This is a genomic window from Paenibacillus donghaensis (assembly GCF_002192415.1).
Taxonomy (GTDB): Bacteria; Bacillota; Bacilli; order Paenibacillales; family Paenibacillaceae; genus Paenibacillus_AQ; species Paenibacillus_AQ donghaensis.
In genome coordinates, this window is sequence record NZ_CP021780.1 from 1592502 (window position 1) to 1616023 (window position 23522).

Here is a 23522-nt window from a genome sequence, read left to right on the forward strand (position 1 = left end):
CCGTACAGTTGGATGTGATTAGACCCTATGCCTCTCCATCCAGGCCGTGGCCCAGTCGACTAGCGGCTTTTGTTCCAGAAATCGGACATCGGTATTCCCGATTCGATGTACCCTCAGATTTCTTTCTTTCTCATATTCTTCCCCTAAGGAGACAAAATCGCTGTCGTCCATAGCCTGGGTATTGTAAGTCACCCATTTGCGAGTCCCGTCAGCCATGATCGCACTGCTTTCGTTGACCATTTGCTTCCCAGGGAAGTCGGCTCTGGTTTCGGCTAAATGCAGGGATGTATTTTTATCATGGCCTACGCCAATTAAGAGCACGTAACCATTCAGTTGATATAATTTATCCAACGGGGAGCCATCACCAAAAATATTGCTTAAATCATGAGTGTTTGTAATATATGCAGCATGTTTGCCTACCGCGGCTATGGATCGTGCAGGGTGATCCGACCTTTTGGCCCCCGGCCATTTGCGAAACATTTCGGCCACGACGCCCATACCGATTGCCGGGGTAATATCTTTATCAAAGGCAGGCCAGTGTTCCCGAATAATGGGCCACCATTCTACAGGTTCTTTCCAGTGCACGCCCGTTGAAGGATCGAGATTCTTCCAGGTTTGGGAAGGCATCATCAAGGTTCCTTCTTCTCCAACAATTTCTAGAAGAGACCGAATTAACGTTTCGGCTCCTCCAACGACAAACCCCAGCTTGCTTAGCGAAGTATGCACAAATATGCTTTGTCCTTCCATCAGTCCGTAGCTTTTAAAGTGATTAACTAGGTCTTCTTTCGTTAAGATAGCTCTTGATTCTTGTAGTTCAGTCATGTTAACCTCCACCTTTCATGAAAAATAAAAACAACCCCGCAATAAGCAGCGGGGTTGTCTCCGGCATAGCCAGGAAAGCAGTGCCCTTCAATTGAATAATTTCCTAGATTATACTATGAAATCATTGACTCCACTAATACAAATTTTTGTTGTGTCTTTATTCTTAGATACAACATGAAGTGAATCCTGCCGCGTTATCTTTTGGGTGGCGGGATACGGTATAGTTGCATATAGAAGCGTGGGGGCAAGCTGCCCCACTTTCTTTACCTACCGGAATTAAACCCCGGGAACTAGAGGGGATTAAGGAGATATTCCAAGAAGAGTAAAGTATCTTGCAAATCAAGTAAATAGAGCCAAATAAAAAAGAGCATTGTCCCTCATCTCATGTTGAGGGATAATGCTCTTTTTTATTTTCCCCGCGAATGTTTCCTGACGGTATGACGTTTAAATATTTAAATTCTAAAATATTCTTAGTGAAACTTGAGGGGAAAGCATCCTTGGCGTCGTCAAACCCAATGAACGTATGTTAGAGTTCTCCCTTGAGGTTATAGGAGAGCCCTTTGTTTTTACTAGATACATCAGGAGGGAATTATGAAATTAACCATTGAAAACGTAAGCAAGAAATACAAGGGGGATTCTTACGGGCTCCGTGACTTATCCCTTCAGATCAATACAGGTGTTTTGGGATTGTTAGGTCCGAATGGTGCTGGAAAATCAACCTTGATGCGAATTCTATCAACCATTACTCAACCCACAGCGGGTAAGGTGAGCTGGAATGACATCGATATTACTAAGGATCCTAATACTGTGCGAGGCATACTCGGTTATTTACCACAGGATTTTGGCGTATATCCTCATTTAAATGCAGTTGAGTTTTTGGAATATTTAGCAGCGATTAGAGGGTTGGATCATAAAATCGCCAAAAAAAGAATTGATGAATTACTTTTTTTACTTAATCTTCATGAGGTTCGCAAAAAACCGTTACATAGCTTTTCAGGAGGGATGAAGCAACGTGTAGGAATAGCCCAAGCTTTATTGAACGACCCTAAGCTGTTAATCGTAGACGAGCCAACGGTTGGGCTTGATCCTGAAGAACGTATTCGTTTTCGTAATCTTTTAGCGGAATTGTCAGGGGATCGGATTGTAATCTTATCAACGCATATTGTATCTGACGTCGAAGCGACCGCAACAGACATCGCTATTGTCAATCAAGGCCGACTCGTGATACACGCAGCTCCGAGTGAGTTATTGGCTGCGGCGGAGGGGAAAGTGTGGGAGTGGTTGATACCGAGTGATACATGGATGGAAGTACGTAAGCAATTGTTAATCAGCAGCACTATTCAGAGCAGTGAAGGGGTACGTATGAAAGTCATTGCCGATATTCAGCCTTCAGCTGAAAGCCACTTGGTGACACCAACTTTGGAGGACGCGTATTTATATTGCATTTCGGCAAAAAAGCAGGAGGCAACAGCATGACATCGCTTCGTATTCTATTTCAGATGATGAAAGCTGATTATTTAGAAAGGGTCCGAAGATACAGTTTTTTGATTACAGTACTTGTATCCATTTTTATCGTGTTTAAATTTATACCTTCAAGTAATGAGAATTATTTAACCTTATCACTAAACAATATGCGCGGCATATATAACTCCGATTGGGTCGGCAGTGCAATAGCTATATTAGCCTCCATGCTATTAAGTCTTCCAGCGTTCTTTCTAGTGAAAAATGCGATTGAACGAGATGTGCAGACGGGAGTGGGACAAATTATAGCAACGACTCCGATTACAAGGTGGATGTACACCATGGGTAAAATGTGGAGTAACTTCGTTCTCTTGATGTCTATTGTTGCTGTATTAATTGTATCCGCCCTTGCCATGCAACTGATTAGAGGGGAGAGTTATACGGTTGAACTGCTGAAATTATCGCTTCCATTTTTGTATTCCACATTGCCAACTATGGCTTTGGTAGCTTCAATTGCAATTTTATTTGAATCGGTACCTTTGTTGCGTAAGGGATTGGGTAATTTAATTTATTTTGTGTTATGGATTATTTCGCTTAAATTTTCGACTACAGCCATTCATTCAAGCCAGGATATATTGGGGATTTCTCCGATCCTTACCAGACTATCGAGTGAGGCCAATGCGGGGCTTCCTCATAGCAATGGCGGCCATGTCTCTGGGATGAGCCCGCTCAAGGGGGATTTATTAACATACGACTGGACAGGTGTACATTGGACTATGCAGATGTTTGTAGAACGTTATATTTGGTTAGCTGTGGCAGTAGTGATTGTAGCAGTGGCTTCAATCTTCTTTCATCGCTTTGATCTGACGCGTTCTTCCAAAATTAATAAAAAAGGTAAACCCAGTGAATTTAGAAAAGCAGAGCCGCACATTATCTCTGTGCATATGAATGATAGTGGAATAAAGTTAACTCCCTATACTAATGTACAGGGGCGATCCCATTACATCACGATATTAGTTATGGAGTTGCGTCTTATGCTCAAAGGGTTACGTTTTTGGTGGTACTTGATCGCATGGGTCTTGATCGTACTGGGGTTGTTGTTGCCAATGGAGTCTGTATTAAAATTTGTTGCACCCATTACTTGGGTTTGGCCTATTCTGATCTGGTCGGCAATGGGCACGAATGAAACGTATCACCGTACCCATCAATTAATGTTTACGGCCACGCATCCGATTCGGAATCAATTTATAGTATTGTGGCTAGCCGGAATTATCGTTGCTTATTTGACAGGCAGCGGGGCTATCATTCATTTTCTTATCGCAGGTGAATGGGAAAGTCTAAAGGCGATGGCAGTAGGAGGATTATTTATCCCAACGTTAGCAGTAGCTTTAGGTGTATGGTCGGGAAATGGCAAGATTTTTCAGGTGATATTTATGTTAATGTGGTATCTGGGTCCTCTGAACAAATTAGAAGTTATGGATTTCATGGGAGCCTCACAGCAATCTCTTGACCTAGGGTTATATCGGTATTACCTGCTAGCTACGGCTATTTTGCTAATGCTGGCTGTTATTGGAAGAATGCGGCAAGTGAAGATCGCAACCAAGTACTAACAGAATTTAAGTAGGAGCTTCTTATCCACCGCAGAAAAAGCGATCACTCCCCGTTTGAACATTGGGGTTGATCGCCTTTGTTCATCTATTCCTGGGAATGCGCTGCTTCGTCCTTAACTTCCTCGCGAAAGCCCTTAATACTGTCTCTACGCCGTTCATTCTTTTCTTCGATTTGGTTACGCTCTTCACTGCTGATTTCAGAAGAGAATTCGTCTAAATAATCCTCAGCTTCATTTAAGTTCCGAAGTGTATGCTGAATATTTTGCTGCAAATGCTCGACATTATCTGCCCGATTATCCGGTTTTGCCATTAGTGTATCGCCTCCTGGTAGTTGATGCGCCCGTTAAGAGCACTAACCAGTAGGTTGAGCGTTATCGGAGGATATTATGCATTGATGAGCACAGCTTCTTTCTATAGAGATTGTTAATATGAAAAGACTATGGCAGAATATATGAGAACTAACAATGATTGTAGAGGGAGGACGACTGTAAAATGAAGCAACTTTTACTCAAATATATGACTCGGCTGAGCTCCTTAAGCGAAGAAGAGCAGCACGTGATTCTGGATGAAATTCTTGTCGAAGAATACAGGAAAGGAACCGTTCTGCTTAGACAGGGAGCGGTTCCCGACAAATGCTATTTCGTCCTGAAGGGGTGTGTGCGGCAGCATGCAGTTGACGCCATGGGGCGGGAAATCACCTCCAACTTCTACACGGAGGAGCAGGCGATCTCCATCTTTAATGCACATAAGCCGGATAAATCGTCAGAGTACACCCTGACCTGTCTGGAGGACTGCGTAATGGTTGTCGGTCCGCTGGACAACGAGAGGGAAATGTACGCCAAATATACGCAGCTGGAAACCATGACACGCCGGATGATTGAGGAAAACTTCGGTCAGGTTCAAGAGGAGTTCGCCGCTTTTATTGCCTCTTCCCCCGAAGAGCGCTTGAAGACTCTGGTTCAAAAAAGACCCGGACTGCTCAGCCGGGTCCCCCAGCATCAGCTGGCGAGCTATCTCGGGATGACGCCGGAGTCGCTGAGCCGGATCAAGAAGCGGATTTATCGCGAATACGAGGAGCCGGGACTCTGAACAGCAGCCATATCCCAAGGCCCAGCTCTCCCGCGGTCATCGGCAGCATTAACACCCATTCAAGCACTTTAATGAGATCTTCATACTCGGGAACAAGGGTGCGGAACAGATGGATAACGAAATAACCGGCCGCAGCCAGCAGCAACAGAACACTGATCATCTTCGGTATATTCCCCGATTTGAACGTCAGCAGGCCTATAATCAGCAGATGCCCCCCAAACAGAATCAAACCGACCGACCATATCGCTTCAAAGGCTCGAAGAAACAGCACAACCCCTGACTGCAGCTGATCAGACGTGAATCCGGAAAGCGCCTGGCCCTTGCTGTCTGTAAGAAGCGAGACGACAACCAGGCTGGAGACGGCAATCGCCAAAACCGCCGTATAGGATAGACGCAGCCATGCGCCCAACATAGACAGGCTCGGATGCACAGGCTTCAGAACCGTATATAATGCCCACGCGGCTACGATGTCACAGGCTATGATCAGAACCCATCCCAGAATTTCAGCTCTAAACAGCATGGGGGAAGACTTCAGGTTGCCAAAGGTAACGGCCGCGTCCCCCTCCACGACAAGACTTCCATGAATATATCCATACGAGAGCGAGGCGGCGACCGCCATCAGAATGATTGAAATACCGGCAATTCGCGCCACTGTAGCAGACATCAACATTACCTCCTTCTATTGATTGGTGGTTACATTGTACTATACGGGCACAGGAGCTTCATTGATTTAAGTCAATGGTGAACCTCGCGGTGAAGATTAGTCACGGTGAACCGTACCATAAATAGGGGCAAGTTTTTTGAAGAAAAACTCGCAGGAGCCTGTATTTACAGCATGAGGACCATGGGTTAGGGCTGGGTCACATTCCCATGAGAAAGCTGCGTACACATGCTCCTTCAGCTATCATGAGCTAAAGGTTTGACAAACTTCTCTTATTCCAATAAAATCAGTACAAGAGATATGATCTTCACAAGAAGCGCATTCACGAAAACGCTGAGTGAAATCATAAACCAGTACACATTCCTTAACTTACGAGGATTCCCTGTATGCGGCAATCATGAGGTTTTACGATGATGCTGTGCATACTTGCACGGTTTTTCACTATGTAAACCTCCTTGTTGGAAGACATATCTCTATATTCCAATAAGGAGGTTTTTTACTATGAAAAGAAAAAAGTTTGCTAGTCTTATGCCGAGAGAGGCTTTGAAGCGCAGTAAGTCAGCACCAACAATTGTGGTCATTGGACCATCGACATCTGGCAAGAGTACCTTGGTTTATGTGTTGGTGAATCATAGAATAATTGGGTTTATCACTGTGGGAATCGGAGACAAGAGCCAAACCACAATCATTCCTTGCAACTTTGCATTCGATGAGCGTATTGAAAAAGATGAGCATTTTGCCATGCGTATTAGGATCAAAGATTTTTCGGCAAAGGATGTACATATCGAAATTCTTGAACAGCTGGCAAAACTATTTGCGAGTAACGAACTGTCTACAGAGGACACTTTGGATTCCATTGATGTTGAGTGGTTCCAGAATATTCTGGAACCGAAAGATGCAGCCTATCATTTAGGGAAGATGGAAAAGCAGATTTCCATTGAGGATTTTAAAGAATCAATTGCTGATGTCTTATGTGCAATTGAGAATGCAGAGCCATCGTTCTCAGAACGTGTAAAGGTAAAGAAGAAGGAACTGGCTCAGCAGAAAGTAAAAATATCCGAAATTAGAAGAATGGTTTTTGAGGATATTTGGGGGAGTATTTCTGATGACTTATTAGCTAGATATTTTAAGTGGCTTGATTATATAGGAGAGAATATTACCAATAATTTGAATCTATTATTAGGTGAAGATAACTCACTTGGAGGAATACATGATTACAGTGCAAATGAAGACGATATCTTTATGTATGGTGGAACAATTCTTCAAACACTATTTGATCCGTTCGAACCATTCAGCTTAATTGTTGAGGATATTACCTTGGCTTGCAGACCAAGAACAGAGATAATAACTAGGTCAGATGAAAACATTCCACTGAGATTTTGTTTACGTGATACCATGGGACTTACTCAGATCGGAATGGATAGTAACTCCATTAAAGATGCATTGGACATTGCATTAAATTGTAGTCCTGATAGTATTTTGTTGCTGATGAATCTTGAAGAACGTGATGATGTCATTGCAGAAAGTTGTGATGCAATTGCAGAGAAACTTTCTAAAGCTACTAAACTGGATGTTCCAGTTAATGTTATATTCACAAAGGCTGATCGACTCATCGGAAACCTTGTTAATAAATCTAACAAAGAAACAGTTGTACTTAAGCAAGATGATTATGACGCAACTATTCTCGGTGCAATTGATAATATGGAGGAAAATATCAGGGGATATTTAACTAAACTTCCGCAGAAAAATGGAATGTGGCTATCATTAAGATATTTGGATGAGGGGATTGACCCCATACAACGTGCACTAAAAAATCAGGGCAGTGATAAGTTTGAACGTTTTACACCAACTGGATTATATCAGAATATAGATGAAATAATTCGTGAAACACAAAAACGGATTCTACCTGAAGGTATTGAAACCCCGCTCTTTGTTACTGCTATTGATGCGGATGCTCCAGCTGTAGAGATGAAGGTTGAAGGCAAAATGATTTCTAATATTTTCAATTCAATACAAAATGTCCTTACTGAGGACAATTCCGTCGTGAATGGATATACCATAACAACAAAATATACTCTTAGTGGGAGAAGTGTCGTTGCATATTATAATAAGTTGCAAAGGGGTCAAGGTCATACGACTAGAGCTAATGTCTACGGTAACTTTAGCATCAATATGAAAGCTATGTTGAACAAAATTCTATGTAACGAAATCCCTGATTTTCTTACACTTTATGAATCACAGGTTATTGGTACGGTAGTCGATAATCTTATAGATATAGAATTGGAGCATTTGGTTCAAGAATTTGATAAGAATCAACACTATAAAGACCTTGCATTCTGCGATATAAATCCTGCACTCATAAGTAAGTGGTCTGATAAACAAAGAAATACTCAGATTTTACATCAAGCTATACGCCAATACTTTAGTTCTAGTGAGAAGTATTATATGGTTATGGATAAAGTAGCTTTTAATTTATCATATGGCAATGAACAAATCAGGAAAATTATTGATGGGGTTTATCAAAAGCCTATCAGCTATGACCAAACCATGCGAGAGATGCAAGACACCTTTAAAAAAATATTTGCAACTCAAGCTTTTTCAGCTATTATTGCCAAAGAGATTGGCGACGCTATGACCGATCTTATAAACAAGATGATTATTTTAGTATAATATGAAATAAGAGAGCATCCCAAGAAGCCCGAGCAGAATGACAATGCTCGGGCTTTTCGTATTATTTTAATCTTATGTGATGTTCGGTAAACCGTATATGAGTAGGGGCAAGTTTTTGAAGAAAAGCTCGCAGGAGCCTGTATTAACATCATCCAAACCGTAGGAGTGGGGTAGGTCACTCTCTATGAAAAACAATGTGTAAACAGGCTTATGCGAGCTTTTTTATTGTGCTATATAATGATTGGGTTTGAGTGTGGATGTTTAATTCCTATAATCGTGTATTAGCAGAAGCTTCTCAGGTAGTTATTGAAGGAGGCAGAGAAAGCGATATTCGATTTACAATATCAGACTAGTATAATACTATGAATTTAGAAGAATATTACATAGATTCAAGAGATACTCATCCCAAACCATCTGTCTTAATAGTTAGACACAGTGGTAAAACTCATTCGGGAAAACCAAAGAGGCAGGAAATAAAAAAACACTAAGAATCAACTTAGTGTTTTTCGATATACAAAGGAAAGTCTCAATTGCCCTCAAGAATCCACTTGCTTAGCTCTTTGTCAAAGGTTCGAGGTTCTTCAAACATCGGATTGTGACCACTATGCTCAAAGATCACTTTTTTTACGTGCTCATAGGTCTCATCAACAGAATTCCAAAGTGAAACAGGCGCTACCAAATAATCATACCTGCCTAAACCGATAAATACTGGTTTGTTGAATTTAGCGAGTGATTGTATAAGATTCAGTTCTCCGAATGCTTCTCCCCACAGATGATCGATAATTGGCATATTCGTATATACATCTTCCCACATGTAAGCTGCGTCAAATGTATAGTCATAAAAGCTTTGGGCTCCCATCCGTATACACATGTGAACGAATCGTCGTTCAGGATCTTTCTGAATGTCACTTTCTAACAAAGCAGTATCCATCTCGAACTGTCTTTTTCTCTCTGGACTTGCTGTCTCATTAAAAAATGCAAAACTTTGACGCTGTCTTTCTTTGCTATTTGTAGGTGCTGAATTCAATAAGACAACTTTTTGGACATGGTGGGGATATTTTTTAGCATATTCTAAAGCCATGAAAGCATGTCCTGAATGCCCTAATAGGATGAAATTTGTTAAGTTAAGATCCTGCCTTGCCGTCTCTATATCATCTAATACTTTGTCCAATCTATAATCTTCGGGTTGCAGAGTTCGGGGTGGTTTCACAAATCCTCTATGATCAAGGAAAATAAACTGGAATGTATCATATAAATTTTCTGAGAATAGTTGAGGGTAATAAACGCTGCTGCCTATCACCAAAATAGGTATCCCAGTTCCTTTTACACTATAATTCAGTTCAAATCCATCGCTATTTATATTAAGGTATTTATTCAATGTAATCGTCCTCTTTTCTTTTTAATTTTAGACATCACTCCTTCCTTTTACGGATTCCATTACATTCTCCATGGAACGTTCTAACATTCTGATCACCTCAAATATTGTGACTTGTAATAAATATTATGTTAGCATACTTTAGTCGTTATAGCGTAAGGCTTTTGGTGGATAAACGATAGCAAGAAACGGATCATTCACCACAATCCGGCAGATGGTTCGAGAACGTCTCTCTGGTTAAATTTATAAAGGCATCAATCGCGGGCGAGATCCATTTCTCTTCATGCCAGAACATTTGCGTTGCAAAGGATACGGCTGTCAAATCCCAGGGTAGCGGAATCAGTTCTCCCCGATTCACCTCTGCTGCTACAGCCATTTCAGGCAAAATGGCGATACCCATCCCCATTTTGGCACATTGCTTAATCGCCTCCGCACTATTAAACTCTAATTCTGTAATGCTTCCCATCGCCTTCTGGGAAAGACTCCGCTCAAAAAACATCCGATAGGAGCACCCCTGCTCCGTTAGTAGGAAGGTCTCGCCATTAAAGTCCTCAACCGTCAAAGCTGTCTGCGAAGCAAGCCGATGCTCTGGTGCAACCAATAAATAGAAGGTCTCGTCAAGCACCTTTTCCCCACAAAGTCCTGCCTCTCCCTTGATCTCATCCAGCACAAAAATAATGTCTGCACTGCCTTCCCGCAAGCTTTGCTTCAGGTTTGGCTCCGAGAGCGGGCGAAACATCAACCGGACTCCCGGATAGCGCAAGCGAAATCGCTTAAGCACTGCCGGAATTCGGTACGTACACAAGGTATCATCCGCACTTATAGTTAGCGTACCTGTCATTTCACCCGTTTGCTTGACGGCATGCTGCGCCTCTTCCAGGTCACTCAAAATGTGATCCACATAAGCCAGAAAGCTTCTGCCCGCATCGGTCAGCGCCACCTTTTTCCCCATTCGATCGACCAGCTTGACCCCAAGCTCATCCTCTAATGCTTTCATCTGCATCGTAATGGTTGAGGGGACGTAGTTCTGCGCTTCCGCTGCGCGGCTAAAATTGAGGGTAGAGGCCAGGGTATGAAACGTTTTAAGTTGACGCAATTCCATCGTACTGTCCTCCTTTTGTTCAAAAAAAATGAACGTTTTATTCAAAAACGTTTCTTTGACTTAACAATAGCATTGCCTTAAAGTGATGACAAGAAATTCATTGCCCACCTTTGAATACGGAGAGGAGAAGATTACTTGAGAGATTATGAGATTTTTAAGCTTGGGGATATCACACTGCAATCCGGAGAAATACTTCCTCAAGCGTTTCTCGCCTACAAAACCTATGGGACGTTGAATGCAGCCAAAAATAATGTGATTGTTTATCCTACCTGGTTTGCAGGTCAGCATGCCGATAATGAATGGTTGATCGGACCGGATAAGGCATTGGATCCGAATAAGTATTTTATCATCGTACCGAATATGCTTGGCAACGGGTTGTCCTCATCACCGAGCAACACGCCCCCTCCTTATGACCGGGCCAACTTTCCAGAGGTTACGATCTATGACAATGTGCGACTCCAGCATCAGCTAGTAACTCAGAAGTTCGGTATTAACAAAATTGCTTTAGTCGTCGGCTGGTCACTCGGGGCCGTACAAACCTTTCAATGGGGAGCAAGCTATCCTGATATGGTGGATCGGATCGCTCCATTCGGAGGAACGGCCAAGACCCGGCCACATGCGAAGGTTGTTTTTGAAGGACTTATCGCAGCCCTTCAGGCTGATTCTGCTTGGAAGCAAGGCTTTTATACCGAACAGCCCAAGGCAGGATTAGCTGCAATGGGGCGGGTTTATGCCGCATGGGGGTTCTCTCAGGCTTATTATCTGGAGCAGCTATTTCAGCAGGAAGGTTACCTTACGCTCGAAGAGTATCTCGTAGATTATTGGGATGAAGTATTCCTAACCTTCGATGCCAATGACCTGATTACCATGCTGCGTACAGGGATACATGGAGATATTAGCGCAAATCAACGGTATCAAGGAGATTTTGAGCTTGCGCTAAGCAAGATAACATCTCGAGCGCTTGTCATGCCGGGGAGTACGGATCTTTTCTTTCCTCCTGAAGATAATGAGTATGAGACTCATCATATGCATAACGCAATCTTTCTCCCAATTGAGTCCAAATGGGGGCACTGTTCCGGGATTGGACAGCATGAACCAGATTCATTATTCATAGACACACAGCTAAAACAATTTTTACTGGAATAAGGTCAGGATGTTGCAAAATAACAGGGACGTTTTCGTTTATGAAATCGTCCTTGTTTTCATTTTATCTGTCGATTCCCTCTGCTGAGCCGTGTCCTCTGCTTGTTAATCTGCTTGACTTTCCCCTGCACAGGAAGCTTTATACTCTGAATATCATCTAGATTGGAGGCGAAATTTTGTTCAAAATCAGTGAATTTTCCAGGTTAAGCAAGGTTTCCTTAAAAGCATTGCGATACTATGACCACATTGGCATGTTAAAACCAAGAACCGTTGACCAGGACACAGGATATCGATATTATTCAGCTGACCAAATCCTCGAGCTGAACCGAATCTTTATGTATAAGGAATTAGGTTTTACATTGCCACAAATTATTGAGCTTCTAAATGAAGACATTACGTTAGAACAAATTCGAGGCATGTTCAACCTGAAAAGAAGTGAAATTCAGCAGGTCATCGACACTGAGCAAGCCAAACTCACTCGAATTAAGGAGCGTATGCAGCTGATCGAGAAAGAGGGATGTGTGGAGAGAGAGCAGGAAGTCGTGATTAAAGCAGTAGAACATAAGCTATTTCTTTCACTTAAAGCACGCGGTAAGGAACAGGATATTCCGGGACTTTTTCGAACGTTTAATCAATGGATAAGAAAAGAAAACCTGAATCTGGTGGAGAGTCCCAAAATCGTTATATGGAGTGAATTGGATGAAAACGTGGATGAGTTTGAATTTGAAGTAGGCCATTTTTTAAAGGGCGAACTGTCAGTACTTCCTGATGAACTTCAAATTCGTTCTCTTCCCCCAGAATTAATGGCGACACTGACCTTCCACTCAGATTCAGCCTTTGCTTGTACCGCTTGTGTGGATTTAGCCACATGGATCGAGAACAATGGTTATCAAATCAAAGAGGATCAACCTGGCAGAGAGATTTATTTGCCGCTCCCCACGGAACAAGATATCCAATTGATAGAAATTCAAATTCCGATAAAAGGTGGTGGAGAGGATTGAAAAATAGTACAGTGATCTATATTCTGGCTCTGGCTGTTTTCTTGATCGGAACCATTGAATATATTATTACAGGAGTCATCGAAATGATTGCGTTAGACTTGAAGGTTTCTACTTCGGTCGCAGGATTATTAGTGACTGCGTTTGCTCTCTCAGCTGCCATTGGTGCCCAAATTTTAATTGCAACGACCATTAATATGGACCGTAAGAAAGTATTAATGAGTGCACTTAGTGTGTTCATCCTTAGTAATTGGTTAACATTGTTCAGCTCTACCTTTGAGGCCGTACTTGTTTCTCGCATTTTGCAAGGGTTAAGTGGCGGTGTCGACTAGGCTGGCAGTTAAGGAAAAAAGGGGCAACGCCATCGGTATTATTTTAATGGGCCTCAGCAGTTCACTCGTATTCGGTGTTCCCATCGGCACTTACTTTAGTGATTGGCTTGGCTGGAAATCCTTGTTTATTTGGATGGGGTTTATAACTATTTTTCCACTGCTCGTAATCTATAAGAAAGTTCCTGCCATTAAAGAAAAAGAAGCCGTTACCATTGGGATGCAGCTCTCTATATTAAAAGACAAAAGAATTCTGGTAGCCTTAGTCATCACCTTGCTTTATATCGGTGGCTATTCAACATTGTTTACCTACATTACGCTGTTTCTCCAGGCGACATCACCTCTTTCGATGACCGAAATTAGTGGAATCTTATTTCTTGCTGGGGTTTGCAGTTTCGTTGGTTCGAGAGTGGGGGATTATTGGCAGATTCGAAAGGGCCAAAATCGACCATTTTCCTGGGGCTAACCTTGCAAGTAGTCATGTTTCTCTTTTTATCTCTTGTTGGTAACAATCTGGTATTGTTAATCGGTGTCTTAATGATCTGGATGCTGGCGACTTGGAGCATTTCGCCGGCTCAACAATTAAATCTTGTCACCTTAGTGCCCCATTCACCTGATATTGCCTTAAGTGTGAACACCTCTTTTATTCAGTTTGGATTTGCGCTTGGCTCTGGTTTGGGTGGCCTTGTAATTAGCCATTCCTCCATTCTCCACTTGAATTGGTTAGGACTTGCAGTTGTAAGTATAGCTTTACTGCTGGCCCTCCTGCTGTTCACGAAGATGAATAGTCATGTCGGAAATCATGCAAATAGAGGTTGCGGTCAAACGTCTCATAAGTAATGGCGAAAAATTCGTAAGGAGATACATGCGATGATTCGAACCTTTGAACCAATAAATAGCTTACATAGGATAGTGGACTATATCTGGGTAGTAGACTTTGACTTTCTCGCTAATGACAACAGAGAAGATATTATTATGCCGCTGGGGTATATCAATATCATTTTCAATTACGGGTCTGCTTACAGTCTGGTAAGAGAAGATCAGGAAGTGGTGATCCCCAATACGGTTGTGATTGGTCAAATGAAAAGCGCGAAATATGTTCGATATGGACAACAGTTGTATCAAATCGGGATTTCATTAACTCCGTTAGGATTTATACACTTGTTTCAAGTGCCCGGCCTCGAATTGGAAGAGCGAATCCTACAAGCCACCGATGTGGACCCTGATCTAGATGAACTGTACCGGATGATGAGATTTAAAGATGTGGAACAAAATATCACAGCAATCAATCATTATTTACTCGATAAGATGATGTTGAATAAGAAGGATACTGGCCGCATAGAGGAAATGCTTACTTATGTAGAACGAGAGTATGAAAACTTGAACATTGTGCGTATGGCAAAATTTTTTTGCATTTCAGTAAGTACGTTAGAGCGTTTCTTCAAAAGGCATGTCGGGCTTACCCCAAAGACGTATGGGGATATTGTGAAGTTTAGAAAACATGTTGAGGATGAAAGATTGAGGGAGGAGATGCAGTATCGTTACTATGATCAGTCTCACCTCATCAAAACATTCAAAAAGTTTGCAGGCAAAACCGTCAAAGAGTTAGAGAAACTTCCACATGAATTAACCCTTCGATATGTCTGGCATGGTCAGAAGTGATGAACGCCAGATCATATAGATGCTGATTTTTTACAATACACTGTTATTCCTTCCTGCTAATCTTGAGACACTAACAGATGAGAGGAAGGAATAACGATGCAGGATATTATGATCATAGCAAGTTTACTAGTGTTTTTTAATGTAATGTTGTTGGCGATATTGGTTCCGGGAGGGCCGATTGAGAATAGAGATTTTTCAAAATTAAAAGGGGTTGTATTTTGGGGATTTAATCTGTTTCTTATCTTACTTGGTGTTATGTCGTTTATCACGTGTTATCTCTTGTTGATTGCACATCCTAATGCGATTTTCATCACGAAAATTATCGCTGTTTTATACTTTATCGTGTACATTATCGATTTAGCTGGTATTTTTCCAAAATCACCGACTAAAATGTCTAAGCCACTTATACTTTTTGAAATCATTAATGGATCGATGGCTGTCTTCCTCTTCCTCTTTGTGACGGCGATTGGGCATATCGGTTCATGAGGACGAGAGCCCGTATCACAAGTAGGGCAAAATTTTTAGAAGCCTTGCGAAATATGAGTAATAGCGTTCGCTGATGGAGGGAGGGCTATGGTAAAAAAGATTGCTCGTATTCTGAATGGGTTGTTCCTCATCCTCTGCGCATTTACGGCACTTTTTCCGATGCTCCATGTGCTTGCTGTATCATTCAGCAGTAGCCGATCCGTTTCAGTATTTCATTGGCTTCCAAGTGAGTACAATTATGTCCAGGACATGAGCCTATTCAGTGAAAACTATATCATAATTGCAATAGTAGCAAGCTTTTTCATTATTACACTTATACTACCCATAACGGAGGAACTCTATTTTCGAGGATTTCTACTGGCTCGTATGAAATGGATGGGCAAGTATAGTGTACTGGTCAATCTCGCATTATTTGCGGTTTATCATTTCTGGTCTCCTTGGCTAATAGTCGCAAGAATTGTAGCATTTTTACCACTATTTTATTTGGTATACAAAAAAGATTCTTTGAAATTGGGAATATTTGTACATTGTTTGGCTAACTTTACAGATGTAATAGCTTTAGTGATGTTATTGTAAACCGTGCCGTAATCCCTTAGACCGCGGCGGTTCGAAGGTTCTGAATGCCAATTCGGCTATGAACTAGTAATCAAAGCATCACTACTAAGAGAATAAATTTACGTACTCTAGATGCAGATTGGTGGATGTAGACTATGGAGAAAATATTGGAGTGAACGGGGGACTTCATATGACATTAGGACAGTACGGAAATAACAGTGAAGGTTTTATCAAAGATATAATGAATATGATGGTACGGATTGAGGGTGGGGTTGTTGAATTACGCGATTATATTAATACGAATAAATGGCTTAGTTCTAACTACACGTTATCAGACCCTGGAAGAGGAAGTGATAGAAAGGTTATTTTATTGAATGAAACAATTGAACCTTTCTATGTAATGAAGTATCCAGTAACACGGCAGTTGTATCATTTTATCATGGATGAAGAAGAAGTAGAACCTGATGCGAGTAACCTGCCAATTACGCAAGTTTCGTGGCTAGATACTCTTGTCTTTTGTAACAAATTATCTAGAGTGCTTGACAGAACTGAATGCTACACAATAACAAGGGAAAGTGAGAGCACAATATATAACAAAGAAGCGAATGGATTTCGATTACTATCGGACGCTGAATGGCAGTATGCATGCAAAGCGGGAACCAAGGGATATCGGTATGAAAGAATCGATAAGATTGCGTGGTATAAGGAAAATTCCAACGGTTCAGCCCAGGAAGTTGGGAAAATGCTTTCTAATCCATGGGGACTTTACGATATGATCGGGAATGTTTGGGAATGGTGCTGGGATCTCTATGATACAGACCGATATGGCAACTATAGGGTCTTCCGAGGCGGGAGTTGGGCAGAAGTTGAAAACAACTGTGGTTCTACGGTTAGAAGGAAAAGCATGCCTGATTTCAAGATAGATGACCTTGGTTTTAGAATAGCATTCGGAGCACGAATAGATTAACGAAACTTGCCCTTACTGACAGCGCAGAGAACCGTATCGGGCAAGTTTTTTGCAGAAAAACATGCCGACTATAGGAGCAGGGTAGGTCACTCTTTGGCCGGAACGGTGCTTAAACAGGCTTCTGCGAAGTTTTTATCGTACTACACAATGATTGGTTAACTTGTAGGATAATCGTAAGGTTAAATCATTGAATAGATAAAAATCAGGCCTTCTTTAGAACAGGATGAACACTCATTTCCTCAGAATGTTTATCTTTTTTGCTTTATGTGGGATGTTGGAACGATAAGTCCAGCATTTTCATAATTCCACTCCCAATTCACATTCAAGCTCTCTTTCCGAATAATATATTCTCTATCATGTTGTCCTTGTCGAAATGATATTGTAATATCTTGGTATGTATTGTAGATTATTGTGTCTCAAAATGTTGCCGAACCTATAAGGCAATCGCAGCGGTCATCTGACGGTGATCTATATGTTTGTGCAGCATGTGGTAAGCCAATGACGGAGAAAGTTAAAGAATATTGTTTGTCGCAATCAAAACCATTCAATAAAAGGATCTACTGCTATGAACATCAAAAGAGTATTCGAAGCAATTTATAATCTGAGTGAGACGACATCTATGGTTAATAAAGGTATAACATTTGAAACTTTTGTGCATGAGGTTTACTCCGCTATTTTAAGACTTGAAGATAAAACTGTACTAATTTCAAAAAACGTTACCATTCTGGGAAAGACGGGGGCCTCTCATCAGTTCGACGTGTACTATGAATTCACAAAAGCAATTGTTAAACACCGAGTAGCTATTGAATGTAAAAACCATAGGCGACCAGTAGATAAGGGGAAAGTAGGCGAATTCAAATCAAAAATCCTTGATATAGATAATTTAATGGGGATTATGGTTTCAGCATCCGGGTATCAGTCTGGAGCTAGTACATATGCAAATGGAACAGGAATAGTATTGATGACACTTGATGATCTTCCAACTTACTTCTATCCATCACAAAACATCAGGACGTAGGATTTTTATTAATCCCTTTTGCTCTTAACCAAAAAAATGGTCAAGTTCTGTCATATATAATGAATCATGACGAGTTAATGGACGAGTATGTGGTTGAATAAGCACGATCGGCAATGAAAACAAAGGATATGCACTAGCGTCTTTATCCGTTTGGAGAACGAAATGATATGAGAAGATTAATAAAAATACATGAGATTGATGAATTATATGAGGTTATCAAAATTCCCGCTGGAACTATAAACGATGAGATTATGAGAAACGTGGCAAAACTGGATGAAGAGGCGGAACTGGAGCAATTCACGAGGGACATTCTTTGTGATCCGAACAACACACTCTGCAAGTTCCTATTGAAATTGCTAATATCCTGACAACTTTGATTGTACTGCAATGATAGTGCGAGCTTATCGACTAAAGACAATTAATTATAATCAGTACCACTACTTAATGAGACAGATATCGACTCAGTGAAAGTAAGCAAAATGCAGTCGTTTTAAGTCTGCGTCATAAAGATATAAGAACTTAAATTAATAACGTCACACTGCTTATAAGGCTGGTATCGTTAAGGGACAGGTTCATTAATGTTAGACTGTTCCTTATTTGTATGGAAGCATTTTGCCGTACAACAAGCATAGATTAACCTATGATTTACAACATGTGTCCCATAAAAACGATAAGAGCGGAACACAAGCTAACAGCTTCATGCCCCGCTCTTATTCACGTTCACTCGCTCTCCCGCGCTTTCTCATATTCGATCTCAATCAGCTTAAAAAAGTCAGACGGCTTGATCTTCAGTCCTTTGCAGAGATCAAATATTTTCGTGACGGAAGGCTCGTTTCTGCCAACCTCAATCATGGAAATATAGGATCGGTCGACATTGCATTCGTGCGCTAGATCTTCTTGGCTTAGTCCTTGTTTGATGCGTATCGCTTTAACAGTTTTTCCGATAATTTGCTTAATGATATTGGACGGATCACTCAAGGAAAATAACCCCTTTTAAGTCCATTATCAATCTGATATAATGGTCACAACAGATAAAGTATTCAACAAAAAGTAAAATATATACATATTTTGATGTCGTTTCTGCACTTCTTGGTAGTATCTCGATTATCCAAAGTTACTCGGCCCAAAACATAGCTTACAGATAACGTACCCTCAAAAAATAAAAAATATTCTTATAGCCTAAAGGAGGCTCTACCCGTGCGCCCATCCTTTCTAAAATCACTAAACCTCGATGTTATTGTGGAGATGGTAGAGATGGCTTGCCGCTTGGAGAAGTGGGACAAGGTGATTGAGACATCGGAGATTTTGTACGAATGCGTGCAGTGCTTGTATCAGGAGCAGCAGTATCGAAAGGCTAAGTCTCTGCCACTGTTGACAATCGAGCTGGGGCATCCGCTGGTCTATTATTACGGATTCAGTCATCTGATTCGGGGAATGGCTTATCAGGAGAAGGGGAAGTATGAGGAAGCGCGTGCTTGCATTGATAAGTATGCCGAGATGGGATGGCTGGAGGATCTAGGTGAGGACTGGGTGGAGGTTGTAGAGGAGTTCCGATTTCTGGCCCAAGCGAACGGATATGCGCTTGAGCTTCTGTCTGGCCGGGTGGAGGTGCTGACTACCTATACTGACTTTCTACGGGAGAATCCCGAAGAAGTGCTGCCCGCACTGGATGTGATTCTACAGGCGACGCTGCGGTATGAGCTAGATGTGGACGAGTTGCTGAAGATGTTCGCGGAGCAGACGGCAGAATTCAGTAGATAAGCCTGCTATTGGATTCGTATCATACCCGTGTGCATGAGCTAGGGGTTGTCGTCGGTCATTTAAAATCCTGCGTTTAAAATCTGTTTTTGCGTTTGCTGATACAGCAAGCAGCCGGACCTTGATGAAGGGGATTGTGAGAGGGATATATTTTAACATTCCATGTAATGTATTACTCGATTTGTGTTCATAAATCCGCGACATAATCCGATAAAGAAATTAGTTGTTAAATATACAAATTACTACAAAATATTTGTATATTCGACATCATTAGATAGATCGGGCGGTGGTTTTTTTATGGGGACAAGTAAGGCTTTGGGGGTATTGAAGGTATTGGTGGGTCTTCTGGTCCTTACAGGAATTGTAGGGTGCAGTAGCTCCAGTGGCACAACCAAGGAAAAGGCTGTAGAACAGGAAATTACACTGAAGTTTATTTGGTGGGGGAAAGAGCAACGGAAAGAGGATACGCTCAAGATAATTAATATGTACATGAAGGATCATCCGGGCGTCAAGATTGTGACTGAGGATTTCTCGGGTACAGATGCAGTATCTGCTCAACTGGCTATGGAGACGGCGGATCAGAATACCGCAGATATCATCCAGGGGGATTATGGTTTTATTTTCAATTATATTAATCGGGATCTCATTGAGCCGCTTGGACCCTATATTGCGAATAAGAGTCTTTCCGTATCGAACGTTCCTCCGGAGTACCTGGTTGCAGGCATGAAGAACGATGAATTATATGCGGTAAATATCGGCATTAATTCAGAAGCTCTAGTCTATGATCCGGCATTCTTTCAGGAAGCGGGCATTGAAGCCCCCTCTCAGGACTATACAATAGATGAGCTGTACAAGACACTTATAGAACTAAAAGAAACTATAGATGACCCCGATTTCTATCCGATGGGGAATATGTTTGCTGCAAGCTATTTTCTGAGAACAAGAGGCGTATCCATGTATAATGCGGACGGAACGGCTCTTGGTTATGAAGAAGACAAGGATCTGGCGGATTACTTCGCCCTCTATAAACAATGGACGGATGAAGGCTTGATAGGCTCGTTCAAGGGAGTCAGCAGTGATGAGAATCATCCTGTAATTACGGGCAAGACAGCTTTCTTCTCCGTTTCCAGTAATGCAGCCTCAGTCTTGAGTAACAAGGCGGGACGTACCATCAAGCTGTTGCCGCTTCCGAAAGCGGGGGAGAAAGAAGGACGGTTCATTAAACCATCCATGTTCCTCGCAGTTTCTTCCTATTCTAAATATCCGGAAGAAGCTGCCAAATTCATTGATTTCTTCATCAATAGTGAAGCGGCAAATGACATCCTGAAGGGGGAACGGGGAGTTCCTGTCTCTAGTGTAATAGCTGCAAGTCTCTCTGACAAACTCGAAGAAGCGGGGAAACAACAGTATGAACTGATGGAGTATCTCACTACCCATTCATCGCCGATCGATCCTCCTGTTCCAAGTAGCTCAATCATTATCAACAATGCGTATCAGATCATAAGTGATCGTGTGCTAGACGGCAGTATCACCCCGGAACAAGGGGCGCAGGAATATCGGACAGAAGCTGACTCCATTCTGAAGGGCAATGAGAAGGGGGGAGCGAAATGAGCAGACTCGGCAACCTGACAATTACAAAAAAATTATATGGCGGGTTCGGATTGATCTTGATCCTCCTGCTTGTAGTAGCCTTCACCAGCTACTCTTACCTTTCCAAGGTCAATGATACTTACACTCAACTGCTGACGAATAAAGCCCAGTCGGTCCAACTGATTAAAGATTTGCGAATTGCAGTGGAGATGGAAAGAGCAAGTATCAGCAGTTTTTTGATTGATGGAGATGAAGCGAATGTGGCTGCCTTTGAGGAAGCGCAGGAGAATTTCCGTACCGCTCTCGGGCAGCTGAAATTACTAGTACCCGATCGTGATGATAAACAAATCCTTGCCGGCCTAGATCTCCTTCAGGAACATTACAGCAGTACGGCTATGCAAATCATCGACAGCAAGAAGCGGAATAACAGTGATTATCTGGAGACCCTCAAAACTCAGGGTCCTCTCCTAAACAAATTTAGCAGTACCGCGGAACGTTTTGTAAAGCTTCAGGAGGAGGAACTGAGTATGGAAGCCGAGGCGACTCTCGGGGAGGTCTCTGACATTAAGAAGCTGGTCCTTGCTTTGACAGCTTCCGCTCTGATCTTGGGAGTTCTGGCTTCGATTATTATCAGCAGAGCAATTTCGAATCCAATCCAGAAGCTCCAGAAGATGGCCGTTCAAATTGCCGGAGGGGATTTACGAAATACCTTGGTGGAGATTAAGAATAAGGATGAGATTGGTCAATTGGCAGAAGCCTTCAACAACATGGGCAAGCATTTGCGGGAGCTGATCCGGGAGGTGGGCACAAATGCGGAGCAGGTTGCCGCCTCATCGGAAGAGCTGACAGCCAGCGCGGAACAAACGGGACAAGCTACGGAGCATGTTGCGTCGATTACAGAAAAATTAGCCGAAGGAGCGCAGACGCAGGTGAACAGCATCGAAGCCAGCGTTGCGCTTGTTCAGAAGATGGATGGAGAGGCTGCGCAAATTGCTGATCGTTCCATTCATGTCAAGGAATCTGTGGATGTAGCATCCGAGCTAGCCTCCAAAGGGATTCAGGCGGTTGAATCAGCAATTCACCAAATGTCCGCTGTATCAAAAAATGTAAGCGAGGTTTCAATCGTGGTCAGTGCCTTGGCCGAAAGCTCCAGAGAAATCGGAGACATTATTGCGATTATTACGGATATAGCGAACCAGACGAACCTTCTATCTCTGAACGCGGCGATTGAAGCGGCGAGAGCAGGCGAGCATGGGCGGGGCTTTGCGGTAGTTGCCAGTGAGGTACGCAAGCTAGCGGAGAAGACTGCTGAATCCGGGAAACGCGTATCTGAGGTCATTCACTCGATTCAATCGGAGACAAGCCGGACCCTTGCAATGGTCAGCCAAGGGGAGAAGGAAGTGGAGGTCGGCATTTATGCCGTCCAAACTGCCGGTCAATCCTTTGCTGAAATAGAAGGTTCTATCCAAGAAATCAATGAACAGATAAGAGGCGTCTCCGATGCTTCCCAAGAAATGTCGCACGAAACCCATGAACTGGTAGTAGCCTTTGAACAGATTAATAGAATCACCTTGGCCTCCTCTGAGGGAACCTATGACGTATCCGCTTCGGCACAAGAGCAATTGGCCAGTGTGGAGGAAATAGCAGCAGCTTCAAGAATGCTGTCCGAGCTGGCTCAAGAGCTTCAGGAAAGTATTTCGAAGTTTTCAGTCTAATAGAGATATAAAGATTGCGAGGCATCCATTAATGGATGCCTCTTAATTTAGCCGTTATAGTGTGTAAGGTGATGCGTATCTAAGATAGATACTATCTAAAAGGAGAGAGTGGAATTGAACAAGCAGGAAGGGATTCTGGAAGATGTGAATGTTGCACCATTTTCTTATGCAATCTCTTTAATTGATGGCAAATGGAAGATGCATATTTTGTTCTGGATATGGAAAAAAGAAATTCTTCGCTACGGCGAGCTGAAGCGGGCGTTGGGAAACGTCACTCATAAGATGCTGAGTTCCCATTTGAAAGAACTAGAAGCGGATAACCTGCTTATTCGCACGGAATATCCGCAAGTTCCGCCGAAGGTTGAATATGCATTGTCGCCTAAAGGCTTCACGTTGATGCCTGTGCTGGAAATGTTGTGTACATGGGGAAAGGAGAATAGTGTGGACCTTGATGAGTGACACCAAAACTTGAGAAGGAGACGAATAGAATGTTTAGCAAACTCAGGCACTT

At 42.3% G+C, this 23522-nt stretch carries 22 protein-coding genes and 1 pseudogene; 17 read left to right on the plus strand and 6 right to left on the minus strand.

All coding sequences use genetic code 11. The annotated features are described in order from the left end of the window. Positions 1 to 18: 18 nt before the first annotated feature. Entirely contained in the window at positions 19 to 822 is an 804-nt protein-coding gene (locus B9T62_RS06620) for an AAC(3) family N-acetyltransferase (protein WP_087914544.1), read from the minus strand. A 591-nt stretch (positions 823 to 1413) separates the two neighbouring features. Between B9T62_RS06620 and B9T62_RS06625 the strand changes: the two genes are divergently transcribed. Together B9T62_RS06625 and B9T62_RS06630 are read left to right on the plus strand one after the other, a co-directional pair. Further along, positions 1414 to 2298 (plus strand): ABC transporter ATP-binding protein, encoded by an 885-nt coding sequence (locus B9T62_RS06625; RefSeq protein ID WP_087914545.1) that lies wholly within the window; start codon positions 1414 to 1416, stop codon positions 2296 to 2298. Continuing rightward, on the plus strand, positions 2295 to 3893 hold the full coding sequence (locus tag B9T62_RS06630; RefSeq protein ID WP_087914546.1) for an ABC-2 transporter permease: 1599 nt from the start codon (positions 2295 to 2297) through the stop codon (positions 3891 to 3893). The genes B9T62_RS06625 and B9T62_RS06630 overlap by 4 nt, the downstream gene beginning before the upstream one ends. A gap of 85 nt (positions 3894 to 3978) precedes the next feature. Here the strand turns inward: B9T62_RS06630 and tlp are convergent, their stop codons facing one another. After that, positions 3979 to 4203, minus strand: coding sequence for a small acid-soluble spore protein Tlp (gene tlp, locus B9T62_RS06635; RefSeq protein ID WP_087914547.1), 225 nt, complete (start codon positions 4201 to 4203; stop codon positions 3979 to 3981). Between the two features lie 182 nt (positions 4204 to 4385). On the opposite strand from tlp, the gene B9T62_RS06640 reads away from it, so the two are divergent. Beyond that, on the plus strand, positions 4386 to 4982 hold the full coding sequence (locus tag B9T62_RS06640; RefSeq protein ID WP_087914548.1) for a Crp/Fnr family transcriptional regulator: 597 nt from the start codon (positions 4386 to 4388) through the stop codon (positions 4980 to 4982). Here B9T62_RS06640 and B9T62_RS06645 read toward each other — a convergent pair. Beyond that, the gene (locus tag B9T62_RS06645; protein WP_087914549.1) at positions 4939 to 5646 is read right to left on the minus strand and encodes a DUF4386 domain-containing protein; all 708 of its coding nucleotides are present in this window, start codon (positions 5644 to 5646) and stop codon (positions 4939 to 4941) included. The two genes, B9T62_RS06640 and B9T62_RS06645, sit on opposite strands and share 44 nt — an antisense overlap. 498 nt (positions 5647 to 6144) lie before the next feature. Here B9T62_RS06645 and B9T62_RS06650 point away from each other — a divergent pair, with 498 nt between their 5' ends. Beyond that, entirely contained in the window at positions 6145 to 8313 is a 2169-nt protein-coding gene (locus B9T62_RS06650; RefSeq protein WP_087914550.1) for a hypothetical protein, read from the plus strand. Between the two features lie 526 nt (positions 8314 to 8839). On the opposite strand, the gene B9T62_RS06655 is transcribed toward B9T62_RS06650, so the two are convergent. Both B9T62_RS06655 and B9T62_RS06660 read right to left on the minus strand, forming a co-directional pair. Then, a complete protein-coding gene (locus B9T62_RS06655; protein ID WP_087914551.1) occupies positions 8840 to 9691 on the minus strand; it encodes an alpha/beta hydrolase in 852 nt (283 codons plus the stop codon). Between the two features lie 190 nt (positions 9692 to 9881). Then, the gene (locus B9T62_RS06660) at positions 9882 to 10790 is read right to left on the minus strand and encodes a LysR family transcriptional regulator (RefSeq protein WP_087914552.1); all 909 of its coding nucleotides are present in this window, start codon (positions 10788 to 10790) and stop codon (positions 9882 to 9884) included. 135 nt (positions 10791 to 10925) lie between these two features. Between B9T62_RS06660 and B9T62_RS06665 the strand changes: the two genes are divergently transcribed. The 9 genes and pseudogenes from B9T62_RS06665 (at position 10926) to B9T62_RS06705 (ending at position 18316) form a co-directional block, all read left to right on the plus strand. Continuing rightward, entirely contained in the window at positions 10926 to 11936 is a 1011-nt protein-coding gene (locus B9T62_RS06665) for an alpha/beta fold hydrolase (RefSeq protein ID WP_087914553.1), read from the plus strand. Positions 11937 to 12109: 173 nt separating this feature from the next. Beyond that, complete coding sequence (locus B9T62_RS06670; protein ID WP_087914554.1) at positions 12110 to 12934, plus strand: MerR family transcriptional regulator; 825 nt, start codon at positions 12110 to 12112, stop codon at positions 12932 to 12934. After that, positions 12931 to 14100 (plus strand): annotated as a pseudogene (locus B9T62_RS06675) (MFS transporter). The gene B9T62_RS06670 and the pseudogene B9T62_RS06675 overlap by 4 nt, the downstream one beginning before the upstream one ends. Before the next feature lie 30 nt (positions 14101 to 14130). Then, positions 14131 to 14922 carry a helix-turn-helix domain-containing protein gene (locus B9T62_RS06680; protein WP_087914555.1) on the plus strand — a complete coding sequence of 264 codons (792 nt, stop codon included), beginning with the start codon at positions 14131 to 14133 and terminating at the stop codon, positions 14920 to 14922. Between the two features lie 96 nt (positions 14923 to 15018). Continuing rightward, positions 15019 to 15408: a DUF8051 family protein gene (locus tag B9T62_RS06685; RefSeq protein ID WP_081382684.1), complete on the plus strand. Its 390-nt coding sequence runs from the start codon at positions 15019 to 15021 to the stop codon at positions 15406 to 15408. Between the two features lie 87 nt (positions 15409 to 15495). After that, positions 15496 to 15984, plus strand: coding sequence for a CPBP family intramembrane glutamic endopeptidase (locus B9T62_RS06690; RefSeq protein WP_087914556.1), 489 nt, complete (start codon positions 15496 to 15498; stop codon positions 15982 to 15984). Positions 15985 to 16153: 169 nt separating this feature from the next. Continuing rightward, positions 16154 to 16930 carry a formylglycine-generating enzyme family protein gene (locus tag B9T62_RS06695; protein ID WP_076285082.1) on the plus strand — a complete coding sequence of 259 codons (777 nt, stop codon included), beginning with the start codon at positions 16154 to 16156 and terminating at the stop codon, positions 16928 to 16930. Positions 16931 to 17495: 565 nt separating this feature from the next. Continuing rightward, positions 17496 to 17948 (plus strand): restriction endonuclease, encoded by a 453-nt coding sequence (locus B9T62_RS06700; protein WP_087914557.1) that lies wholly within the window; start codon positions 17496 to 17498, stop codon positions 17946 to 17948. A 167-nt stretch (positions 17949 to 18115) separates the two neighbouring features. Continuing rightward, entirely contained in the window at positions 18116 to 18316 is a 201-nt protein-coding gene (locus B9T62_RS06705; protein WP_087914558.1) for a hypothetical protein, read from the plus strand. A 352-nt stretch (positions 18317 to 18668) separates the two neighbouring features. Here B9T62_RS06705 and B9T62_RS06710 read toward each other — a convergent pair whose 3' ends face one another. Then, entirely contained in the window at positions 18669 to 18926 is a 258-nt protein-coding gene (locus tag B9T62_RS06710) for a helix-turn-helix domain-containing protein (protein WP_087914559.1), read from the minus strand. A gap of 219 nt (positions 18927 to 19145) precedes the next feature. Here B9T62_RS06710 and B9T62_RS06715 point away from each other — a divergent pair, with 219 nt between their 5' ends. The 4 genes from B9T62_RS06715 to B9T62_RS06730 all read left to right on the plus strand — a co-directional run bounded on the left by B9T62_RS06715 (position 19146) and on the right by B9T62_RS06730 (position 23470). After that, positions 19146 to 19709 (plus strand): hypothetical protein, encoded by a 564-nt coding sequence (locus B9T62_RS06715; protein ID WP_157685483.1) that lies wholly within the window; start codon positions 19146 to 19148, stop codon positions 19707 to 19709. Between the two features lie 294 nt (positions 19710 to 20003). Then, positions 20004 to 21317, plus strand: a complete 1314-nt coding sequence (locus B9T62_RS06720; RefSeq protein WP_087914561.1) for an ABC transporter substrate-binding protein — start codon at positions 20004 to 20006, stop codon at positions 21315 to 21317. Next, positions 21314 to 23011 carry a methyl-accepting chemotaxis protein gene (locus tag B9T62_RS06725; RefSeq protein WP_087914562.1) on the plus strand — a complete coding sequence of 566 codons (1698 nt, stop codon included), beginning with the start codon at positions 21314 to 21316 and terminating at the stop codon, positions 23009 to 23011. Before B9T62_RS06720 ends, B9T62_RS06725 begins: the two co-directional genes overlap by 4 nt. A 108-nt stretch (positions 23012 to 23119) precedes the next feature. Then, positions 23120 to 23470, plus strand: a complete 351-nt coding sequence (locus B9T62_RS06730) for a winged helix-turn-helix transcriptional regulator (protein WP_211296418.1) — start codon at positions 23120 to 23122, stop codon at positions 23468 to 23470. Positions 23471 to 23522: the final 52 nt, after the last annotated feature.